11 protein-coding genes and 2 pseudogenes are annotated in these 8,891 nt (G+C 71.9%); 8 read left to right on the top strand and 5 right to left on the bottom strand.

Annotation, left to right across the window (positions count from 1 at the left end; genetic code table 11):
- Positions 1-100: pseudogene (locus tag IG90_RS43150) on the top strand (DUF255 domain-containing protein); the annotation flags it as partial.
- A 33-nt stretch (positions 101-133) separates the two neighbouring features.
- On the opposite strand, the gene IG90_RS0138390 reads toward IG90_RS43150, so the two are convergent.
- From IG90_RS0138390 to trxA, 3 genes are all read right to left on the bottom strand, one after another.
- The gene (locus IG90_RS0138390; RefSeq protein ID WP_030595800.1) at positions 134-541 is read right to left on the bottom strand and encodes a PIN domain-containing protein; all 408 of its coding nucleotides are present in this window, start codon (positions 539-541) and stop codon (positions 134-136) included.
- A gap of 28 nt (positions 542-569) precedes the next feature.
- Positions 570-1,256, bottom strand: a complete 687-nt coding sequence (locus IG90_RS0138385; protein ID WP_209443595.1) for a CBS domain-containing protein — start codon at positions 1,254-1,256, stop codon at positions 570-572.
- Between the two features lie 427 nt (positions 1,257-1,683).
- On the bottom strand, positions 1,684-2,046 hold the full coding sequence (gene trxA / locus IG90_RS0138380; protein ID WP_030595794.1) for a thioredoxin: 363 nt from the start codon (positions 2,044-2,046) through the stop codon (positions 1,684-1,686).
- 562 nt (positions 2,047-2,608) lie between these two features.
- On the opposite strand from trxA, the gene IG90_RS0138375 reads away from it, so the two are divergent.
- The 7 genes and pseudogenes from IG90_RS0138375 (at position 2,609) to IG90_RS0138345 (ending at position 7,035) form a co-directional block, all read left to right on the top strand.
- The gene (locus IG90_RS0138375; protein WP_030595789.1) at positions 2,609-2,935 is read left to right on the top strand and encodes a rhodanese-like domain-containing protein; all 327 of its coding nucleotides are present in this window, start codon (positions 2,609-2,611) and stop codon (positions 2,933-2,935) included.
- Positions 2,936-3,038: 103 nt separating this feature from the next.
- The gene (locus tag IG90_RS0138370; protein WP_030595785.1) at positions 3,039-4,427 is read left to right on the top strand and encodes an MBL fold metallo-hydrolase; all 1,389 of its coding nucleotides are present in this window, start codon (positions 3,039-3,041) and stop codon (positions 4,425-4,427) included.
- 145 nt (positions 4,428-4,572) lie between these two features.
- Positions 4,573-5,157 carry a rhodanese-like domain-containing protein gene (locus IG90_RS0138365; protein WP_030595782.1) on the top strand — a complete coding sequence of 195 codons (585 nt, stop codon included), beginning with the start codon at positions 4,573-4,575 and terminating at the stop codon, positions 5,155-5,157.
- Positions 5,154-6,050: a sulfite exporter TauE/SafE family protein gene (locus tag IG90_RS0138360; protein ID WP_030595778.1), complete on the top strand. Its 897-nt coding sequence runs from the start codon at positions 5,154-5,156 to the stop codon at positions 6,048-6,050. The genes IG90_RS0138365 and IG90_RS0138360 overlap by 4 nt, the downstream gene beginning before the upstream one ends.
- Positions 6,051-6,112: 62 nt before the next feature.
- A pseudogene (locus IG90_RS46990) lies at positions 6,113-6,253 on the top strand (metal-sensitive transcriptional regulator); the annotation flags it as partial.
- Positions 6,254-6,337: 84 nt separating this feature from the next.
- Entirely contained in the window at positions 6,338-6,703 is a 366-nt protein-coding gene (locus tag IG90_RS46985; protein WP_033895073.1) for a YidH family protein, read from the top strand.
- The gene (locus tag IG90_RS0138345) at positions 6,700-7,035 is read left to right on the top strand and encodes a DUF202 domain-containing protein (protein WP_030595775.1); all 336 of its coding nucleotides are present in this window, start codon (positions 6,700-6,702) and stop codon (positions 7,033-7,035) included. Before IG90_RS46985 ends, IG90_RS0138345 begins: the two co-directional genes overlap by 4 nt.
- Before the next feature lie 452 nt (positions 7,036-7,487).
- Here the strand turns inward: IG90_RS0138345 and IG90_RS0138340 are convergent, their stop codons facing one another.
- Both IG90_RS0138340 and IG90_RS0138335 read right to left on the bottom strand, forming a co-directional pair.
- A complete protein-coding gene (locus tag IG90_RS0138340) occupies positions 7,488-7,961 on the bottom strand; it encodes an MFS transporter (RefSeq protein ID WP_233436217.1) in 474 nt (157 codons plus the stop codon).
- Between the two features lie 142 nt (positions 7,962-8,103).
- Entirely contained in the window at positions 8,104-8,670 is a 567-nt protein-coding gene (locus IG90_RS0138335) for a Uma2 family endonuclease (RefSeq protein ID WP_030595769.1), read from the bottom strand.
- Positions 8,671-8,891 lie beyond the last annotated feature (221 nt).

The following is an 8,891-nucleotide window of genomic DNA, read 5'->3' as shown; positions in this document are numbered from 1 at the left end:
CGTCGACTGGTGGCCCTGGTCGCCCGAGGCGTTCGAGGAGGCCAGGAAGCGGGATGTGCCCGTGCTGCTCAGCGTCGGGTACGCCAGCTGCCACTGGTGCCAGTGAACTCACAGACCCAGTAGTCGACGGTGCTTACACGTCTCTGATGATCACGCTCTTCCCGCAGAGCTTCGACCAGTCGTCGCGGTCAGAGGTCAGAACGATCACGGGGGTCGGGACGCGGAGCGCGAGCGCGGCGACGAGGGCATCGATCGCGTAGTTGTGCCCGTGCAGCCCGCCTGCGTCCTGAAGCAGCTCCACGGCAGTCAGGGAGTCCTCCCGGCTGACCGGTTCCACCCGCAGTCGGGAGAGCACCCACTTCAAGCGCGCCAGATCGGTCTTCCCGCGTACGGCTTCAACGATGGTCAGCACGGACACGAGAACGGGAACCCCAGCCTGCCGGGATGCCTCGACGCGAGCCGCCTTGCCGCGGTCGTTGCGCAGGAGCAGAGAGAGCGCCTCGGAGTCGAGCACCAGCGAGCGGGCCGGCTGCTCCTTCACGCGGCGCCCCGCTCCGCATCCTCGGCGTTCACGTCTCCGAACAGCTCGCGACGAGCGCTTCGATCTTTTGCTCCGTGAGCGCGCCGTGCTCCTCCTCGTGGGACGCCACGATCTCGGCGAGCCCGTCCATGGCGAGCTGGGCAATGGGTTCCCAGGTGACGGACCCCTGGAGGTTCCGAGTTCCGTTAAGCACCGGCAGCTGCGAGTACCCGTTGAGCTGCGTCTTGGTGAGTGCTTCCTCGAAACTCGCCGAGGAGGTCACCGATACCACTCCTCTGAGCGCCGAGGGCAGGTTGCCGACCGTCTGCCCCTGGATCGGCTCGCCCTTGTCCTCCGCGTTGCCGGAGGTGGTGGCGGTCGCTGGTGTGCCGGTCGTCCTCGGCTCCGCCTGCTCTGTTGCCGCCTCCGGTTCGGCCGTTTCCTCGTCCGTGTCCTCGGTATCCAATGACGGCCCGGTCAAGGTGACCCGGTCGTCGATGCCTACGGCTGCGAAGTCCGGAACGGTGGACAGGCCGTGGTTGGTCAGCTCACTGGCTATCTGCTCGCTGATCAGGTAGCCGCGTCGGGAAGCCCCCCACCAGCCCAGCAGATCCCGGACGGTGAGGGTGATCGGAGCATCTGCATCCGCTTGCTTCCGGGCGTCTTTCAACCGGGCGTGCCGCGCGGCGGAGACGTCTGCTGCCGAGCCGCCGGACGCGGGCTGCTCCGCCACCATGTCCAGGAGGCTCTGTCTCAGAACGTCCAGCAGGGTGCCGTCGTCAAGTGCCCAGGCGGTCCATCCGCCGAAGCCCGGGCCAGGCGGTGGCTGCCGACAGACAGGTGCCCCAGGGGGCTGATGGCGGGGTACCGGGCGGAACCCAGCCATCACCAAGGCCGGGCGTCCGACTCTGCGAGGACCTGACCCGGCGCCGCAAGGGGGAAGTGGAGGCCGACGGAGCTCGTCGGCGCCTGCGCCATCGCGATCGGGCGGCCGGCTCACGAGAGGGGCGCGGCGATCACCGAACAGGTGGAGGCTCCCGCCCCCGCAGGCGGCCGCGTCCGCCGGCCGCTCCCGAGGTCGGGGCGGTGGAGGCCGCCGCAGCAGTCCGGGGCGGCAGGTCCCGGCCGACAGGCCGGCATCGGATCGGTGCGGGGCGCCCGGGTCATGGTGTGCGCTCGGCCAGCTGCCGGCGCACGTCGTCCATGTCCATCTCGCGGACCTTCGCGATCAGTTCCTCCAGCGCGGTCTCGGGCAGGGCTCCGGCCTGGGCGTGCAGGACGACACCGTCGCGCACCGCCATCAGGGTGGGGATCGAGGAGATCGCGAAGGCGGATGCCAGTTCCTGCTCTACCTGCGTGTCCACCTTGCCGAACACGATGTCGGGGTGACGCTCGGAGACCCGCTCGAAGACCGGGGCGAACATGCGGCACGGGCCGCACCACTGCGCCCAGAAGTCGAGCAGCACGATGCCGCCCGCCCCGACGGTCGCATCGAAGGTGTCGCGGGTCAGTTCCACTGTGGCCATGTCATCTCCAGACGATTCGAAAATACCCCGGTGGGTATATGAACAGGTCGGGGGTGCCTCCTGTTCCCGGCCGTACCGGGCGGCCCGCAGGGCCGCCGCGCCGAGAATATACCCACAGGGGTATTTGACGGCCGAGCGTGGAGCCCTCTATTCTCCCGACGGCATACCCGCCGGGGTATGGATGCGGGGAGGTGTGGCACGCCTGCCCGTGCGGTGAGCGCCGCGTTCCTCGCGCAGATGTCAGAGGCGGGCGGAGTCCTCGCCGGCGCGCACCCGCCGGGCGGGCGCCGCAGAGGCCATGCCCTCGACGCGCTGCCGCCCGCGGCGCGGGGTGCGTACCGCCCCGCAGGGCGCCGGTGCGCGTGATCCGCTCCGGCGGACGCCGCCGCCGGGGCGCCGCCCGCGGGCTTCCCGCTTGAGTGCCGCACGGCGCTCAAGCGGGTGCGCACCCGTGCCGACGAGGCCGGATCGAATACCCCTCGGGGTATTTGACATGGGGGGCGGCAGCCCTTTACCGTCGAAGACGACATACCCGTGGGGGTATCTGGAGGTGATCGTGCCGATGGCTCGTGAAGTGGATCTGGAGACTTTCGCCGCGGCCTGGAACGCCGGCGCCGTCGTCGTCGACGTGCGGGAGCCGGAGGAGTACGGGGCGGGGCACGTGCCCGGCGCGCGGCTCGCACCGCTGTCCGCGCTGGCCGCCGCGCTGCCGGACCTGCCCAGGGGCCGGGAGGTGTTCGTGATCTGTGCGAGCGGCAACCGCAGCCAGTGGGCCGCGGACCGGCTCACCGCCGCGGGCGTGGACGCCATTTCCGTCGCCGGGGGAACCCGGGGCTGGGCCGGAACCGGCCGCCCGGTCGTGACGGGTGCCGCCCCCGGGCCGGCCTGACCTTCCCCTCGCATGCCTGCCCGCCCCTTTCGGGAGCGGGCCACCTTTTGACCTCACGGATACCCCCTCCGGTATCCGCGCCATTCGTCATGGAGGCTCTTCGATGTTCTTCTCCCAGTACTACCTCGACTGCCTCTCCCAGGCGTCGTACATGATCGCCGACGAGTCCACGGGCAAGGCAGTGGTCGTGGACCCGCGCCGGGACATATCCGAGTACCTGGCCGACGCCGAGGCCCGCGGTTTCACGATCGTCGGCGTCATCAACACGCACTTCCACGCCGACTTCGTGGCCGGCCACCTGGAGATGGCCAAGGAGACCGGCGCCTGGATCGGCTACGGCCGCCGCGCCGAGACGGAGTACCCCATCCGCCACCTCGCGGACGGCGAGACGATCAGCCTGGGCGATGTGACCCTGGAGATCATGGAGACGCCCGGGCACACCCCGGAGTCGATCAGTGTGCTGGTGTACGAGCGCGGCGAGGACACCGTCCCGTACGGCGCGCTGACCGGTGACGCGCTGTTCATCGGCGACGTGGGCCGCCCCGACCTGCTTGCGTCCGTAGGCGTGACCGCCGACGAGCTCGGCGCCATGCTGTACGACAGTGTGCAGAACAAGCTGATGGGCCTGCCGGACGAGGTGCGGGTCTTCCCAGCGCATGGCGCCGGGTCCGCCTGCGGCAAGAACCTCTCCACCGAGAAGCAGTCCACCATCGGCGCCCAGCGCGCCACCAACTACGCCTGCGCACCCATGTCGCAGGACGAGTTCGTGGCGATCGTGACCGCCGGCCAGTCCGCCGCCCCCGGCTACTTCGCCTACGACGCCGAGCTCAACCGCAGCGAGCGCCCGCTGTACGACCCGGCCGCCGCCCCCCGGCCCCTGAACGTCGAGGACTTCACCGCCCTGCGCGCCTCCGGCGCCGTGGTCGTCGACGCCCGCGACCCGCAGGAGTTCGCCACCGGACACCTGCGCGGCGCGGTCAACGTGCCGGCCGACGGCCGGTTCGCCGAGCAGGCCGGAACCGTCCTGCCCACCGACGCCGACCTCCTCGTCCTCGCCCCGCAGAACCGCGAGGAGGAGGTCGTCACCCGCCTGGCCCGTATCGGCTTCGACCGCGTGGCCGGATACCTGCGCTCCCCCGACGACGCGCTGACCGCCCTGGCCGACGAGGTCACCCCGGCCAGCCGCCTGACCGCAGCCCAGGTCCGCACCGCCCTGGAGAGCGAGAACCCGCCGGTCGTCCTCGACGTCCGCAACTGCGGCGAGCGCGGCGAGCACGGCTTCATCGACGGCGCCCTGCACATCGCGCTCGGCGAGCTGCCCAGCCGCCTGGACGAGATCCCGCGCGAGACGCCGCTGGTCCTGCACTGCGCGGGCGGCCACCGCTCCTCGATCGCCGCGAGTCTGCTGCGCCACCGCGGCTTCACCGACGTCTCCGACATCCTCGGCGGCTACGCCGCCTGGGCCCTGCTGAACACCCCGGCCGCCGCCTGACCGGCTGACGCAAGCCGTCGGCGCGCCCGCACCGGGGCCCCTCACGCCCTGACGGGCACCGCGCGGGCGCGCCGCCCCCCGCCCGACACCTACCCCTCCCTCCCCGTATTCCTGTGCGGGGTCACCTCACCACGACGGAGTTCCCATGACGACCGACGCCTCCCGCACCGCCGGCCTCACCTCCACCGCCCTCCAGCACCTGCTCAAGGACGGGCGCGCCCCGCGCCTGCTGGACGTGCGCACCCCTGGCGAGTTCCGCACCTCGCACATACCCGGCGCCTACAACGTGCCGCTGGACACCCTGCGCGAGCACCGCGCCGAGCTTCTGGCCCACCTCGACGAGGATGTCGTCCTGGTCTGCCGTTCCGGTGCCCGTGCTGCCCAGGCCGAGCAGGCCCTCGCGGAGGCCGGTCTGCCGAACCTGCGTGTCCTGGACGGCGGCATGATGGCCTGGGAGGCCGCGGGCGCCCCCGTCAACCGGGGCGAGGCCCGCTGGGAGCTGGAGCGCCAGGTCCGGCTGATCGCCGGTTCGATCGTCCTGGTCACCGGCGTGGTGGGCGTCTTCGTGCCCGGGGCGCACCTGATAGGCACCGCGATCGGCGCCGGGCTGACGTTCGCCGCGCTCAGCAACACCTGCGCGATGGGCATGATGCTGTCCAAGCTGCCCTACAACCGCGGCCCGCGCACCGACATCCGCACCGTCGTCGCCTCCCTGCGGGACCGCTCGTGATCACCCTCGTCCTCGCGGCATCGGTCCTGATCGGCATCAGCCTGGGCATCCTGGGCGGTGGCGGGTCCATCCTGACCGTGCCGATCCTGGTCTACCTCGCGGGCATGGACAGCAAGGAGGCCATCGCCACCTCCCTGTTCGTCGTCGGCGTCACCAGCGCGGTCGGGCTCATCCCGCACGCCCGCGCGGGCCGGGTGCGCTGGCGCACCGGTCTGATCTTCGGCGCGGTCAGCATGGTCGGCGCCTACGGCGGCGGACGCCTGGCGGAGTACATCCCCGGCACCGTCCTGCTCGTCGCGTTCGCCCTGATGATGCTCGCCACCGCCTTCGCCATGCTCCGCAAGTCCCGCAAGCCCAAGGCGGCCAAGCCGGCCCACACCGAACTGCCCGTCAAGCACGTGGTGGTGGAAGGTCTCGTGGTCGGCGCGGTCACTGGTCTGGTCGGGTCCGGCGGCGGATTCCTCGTCGTCCCCGCGCTCGCACTGCTGGGCGGACTGCCGATGAGCGTCGCCGTCGGCACCTCGCTCCTGGTCATCGCCATGAAGTCGTTCTCCGGCCTGGCCGGCCACCTCTCGGGCGTCTCGATCGACTGGAACCTCGCGCTGATGGTGACCGGAGCGGCCGTCGTCGGAAGCCTGATCGGCAGCCGCTTCGCCGGGCGCATCCCCCCGGACACCCTGCGCAAGGCGTTCGGCTGGTTCGTCGTCGTCATGGGCGTCTTCGTCCTCACCCAGCAGCTGCCCGGCGCCGTCTGGGCCAGCCCGGTCACCTGGACCGGTCTCGGTCTCGCCGCGGTGGCGGCCGTGGCGTGGAGGGCCGTACGGGCACGCAGGCCACGGCCGCCTTTCGCCGTGCCCCAGGTAGGCTCCCGGGAGCCGAGCGCACACAACTGAACCCAATACCCTAAGGGGTATCCTGTCCGCAAGAGTCGGCAAGAAGGAGGAACCCGGTGAAGATGGAACAAGAAGCGACGACCGCGGTCCTCAACCGGCTGCGGCGGGCGCAGGGCCAGCTCGCGGGCGTCATCGCCATGATGGAGGCAGGCCGTGACTGCAAGGACGTCGTCACCCAGCTCGCCGCCGTCTCCCGTGCCCTCCGCCCCTTCTGTCTTTTCCCTCCCCTCGTCCCGTCCGGTCCCGCCCAGGGACCCGGGACCCCAGCACACGGATCGCGCCCGCCCATGACACGCGAAACCCACCCCCGCCAACCCGACTTTCCGGCGGAGACCGGGAGCGACCCCGACCCCCGCTTCACCTGGGCGAACGAACGGACCTTCCTCGCCTGGCAGCGCACCGCCCTCGCCCTCATGGCGGGCGGCGTCGGGATCGACACCTTCGTCACACGCTCACTCGCCCGTGACGTCACCGCCCTCGGCCTGATCGCCCTGGGCATCGGCTGGGCCCTGGCCGCCCTGCTCCGCTGGTCCGCCGTCGGGCGGGCGCTGCGGACACACAAGCCGCTTCCCTCGTTCCGTGCCGCTCCGGTCCTGACCGGCGCCCTCATGCTCGCGGGCTGCGGACTCGTCCTCGTCGTCGCCCTGCCGTGAGCGGCCCGGCGCAGTGGGAACCCTGGGACCCCGGCCTGCCGCCCGAGCGCACCGCCCTGGCCTGGCAGCGCACCGCCCTCGCCTATGCCGCGGCCGCTCTCGGCCTGGCCAAACTGGCCTCGCACCACAGCACGGCCCTCGCGGTCGCGGTCCTGGCCACCGCTCTCCCCCTCAGCCTGGCGCTGCTGGCCATGGCCGACAGACGCGCCCGGCGCACACAGGACCGCCTCCGGCGCGGTGCCCCGCCGCTCGCCGGCCGCCTGCCGCTCGCCGGCACGGCGCTCACCTGCCTGCTCGGCCTCGGCGGGCTGCTCCACGTTCTCGTCCGCTGAGCGCGGTACGCCGCGCCCCGCGGCCATGGATGCCCGCCCGCAGCGCGCCGACGTGACGCCTGCCGCCTCACGCACCCCCTTCCCGCCGGACGAAGGGGAACGCCGGCCGCAACATACCCCCGGTCCCCGTCTCGCCGATGCCCTCGCCGGCCGTGACCGGCGCGCCGCCCCCGGGCCTTCGGACTGGTCACGGCGTCCGGGGCGCGCAGGCGGCCTTGGTGCTGGACAACCTGGGCTACGGCGCCCGCAGCGTCAGCGGCGACCACCGCCGCCTGAACCCGGGGCATGCCGACTCCGCGGTCACCGGCAACTCGACGGGCACCCCGGCACCTCCCCCGCCCACCCCCTTCGCTCCAGCCGCCGCTTCGTCCGGGCCACCTGCCTTCCCGGTGCACTTCCGTCCCCGAGCCGCTTCGGACGGCGGCCGGGGCGGTGCCGGGCCCTGGACGGAGTCAGGCCCGGGTGTGCGTTTCGTACATCCGCACCGCCACCAGCAGCCCGGAGGCGGCGGTGAGCGCGGCGATGGCGTAGATGGCGGTGGTCAGGCCGTAGGCGTCGGCCAGGACGCCGGCGAGGAGGGCCCCGACGGCGAAGCCGCCGTCGCGCCACAGCCGGTAGACGCCGACCGCGCGGGCCCGCCAGGCGGGGTGGGCGACATCGCCGATGACGGCGAGGAGGGTGGGGTAGACCAGGGCGGTGCCGATGCCGAGGAGGACCTGGGCGGTGGCCCAGACGCCGAAGGTGGTCCCGGCGGCCACCAGCGCGATGGCGGCGGCCTGGAGCAGCATGCCCGCGGTGATGAGGTGCTTGCGGCCGATGTGGTCGGACCACCAGCCCGTCAGTATCTGGCCCGCGCCAGCCCGCCCGGCAAACGCGCCGAAACCGTCCCGACCAGGTCCTGGGCGGCCTCTCGGCTCGAAGAACAAGCAACGGGCCAGGCGCCACGACGTCGGCAAGACCGTCAAACGCGCCGAATCGATCAAGGAACACCAAGCCCAGCGACGTTGAACGCCAAGCTTGACCCACAGGACATCGGAGGCGCCGAGGGCGCGGGCGATTCCTCGTTGCTCACAGGGTCCCGAGGTCGACCGTGACAGGGAATGGCGCGGTGGCCTTCACGGTGCCGGTGAACACCTCGCCGTCCCGGTAGGCCCTATTGGCTGGGTCGAGGACGTAGGTGTAGACGATCGGGACGCCGGTGGCGGACTGCTCGATGCGCCAGTAGAAGGGGATGCCGGCTTTGGCGTACTGGTCCACCTTCACGATCCGGTCGGTGGTCTCTGACCCCGGGGAGACGACCTCGACGACCAGGAGCACGTGCTCGGGGCGGGTGGGCGTGAGGTCGATGGTCTCTGCCCGGTAGACGGTGACGTCCGGACGGCGGTTGGTGAGCGGCACGTCCTGCAAGCGGACGTCGAAGTCCGTGTCGGCGTTCCAGTCCGGGCCTGCGGCGGCGTCCAGGGCATTGGTCAGGATCCGCGCCAGCCGGTTGTGCCGCTTGGAGGCGCTCGGGCTCACGACGACCATTCCGTCCACGATCTCGATGCCGGCACACTGCTCCTCGGTCCAGGAGTCGTACTGCTCCGCGCTGATCTGCGAATGCATCCACGCGGGCGCCACCATCTCGGCGGTCATGGTGTACCTCCTTCGAGGAGCCTCGGCAGTCCCGGCGCTGCTGGGGTCAGCCTACTGTCCGGCGGTGCCGGGCAGCCCGGTTCCGGAAGGGCACACCTGTCCCACCTGCCCGTTCACGCCGCGCCCCGTGGCGCGCGGGTGTCGTGGGGGAGGGTGCGCGAGGATTGGGCCCATGGCCAACCGACTTGCGCAGACCACCTCCCCGTACCTCCTCCAGCACG

Origin of the sequence: Streptomyces anulatus, from assembly GCF_000721175.1 — a bacterium.
Lineage (GTDB): Bacteria > Actinomycetota > Actinomycetes > Streptomycetales > Streptomycetaceae > Streptomyces > Streptomyces anulatus_C.
This window is presented reverse-complemented; position numbering and strand designations above follow the sequence as displayed.

What these genes read in the sequence shown, in the direction of transcription:
- IG90_RS0138375 (WP_030595789.1), top strand. Translation starts at nt 2,609, where the DNA reads ATGGCTCGTGAAGTGGATCTGGAGACTTTCGCCGCGGCCTGGAACGCC.
- IG90_RS0138385 (WP_209443595.1), bottom strand. Translation starts at nt 1,256, where the DNA reads ATGGTGGCGGAGCAGCCCGCGTCCGGCGGCTCGGCAGCAGACGTCTCC.
- IG90_RS46985 (WP_033895073.1), top strand. Translation starts at nt 6,338, where the DNA reads ATGACACGCGAAACCCACCCCCGCCAACCCGACTTTCCGGCGGAGACC.
- trxA (WP_030595794.1), bottom strand. Translation starts at nt 2,046, where the DNA reads ATGGCCACAGTGGAACTGACCCGCGACACCTTCGATGCGACCGTCGGG.
- IG90_RS0138335 (WP_030595769.1), bottom strand. Translation starts at nt 8,670, where the DNA reads ATGACCGCCGAGATGGTGGCGCCCGCGTGGATGCATTCGCAGATCAGC.
- IG90_RS0138370 (WP_030595785.1), top strand. Translation starts at nt 3,039, where the DNA reads ATGTTCTTCTCCCAGTACTACCTCGACTGCCTCTCCCAGGCGTCGTAC.
- IG90_RS0138365 (WP_030595782.1), top strand. Translation starts at nt 4,573, where the DNA reads ATGACGACCGACGCCTCCCGCACCGCCGGCCTCACCTCCACCGCCCTC.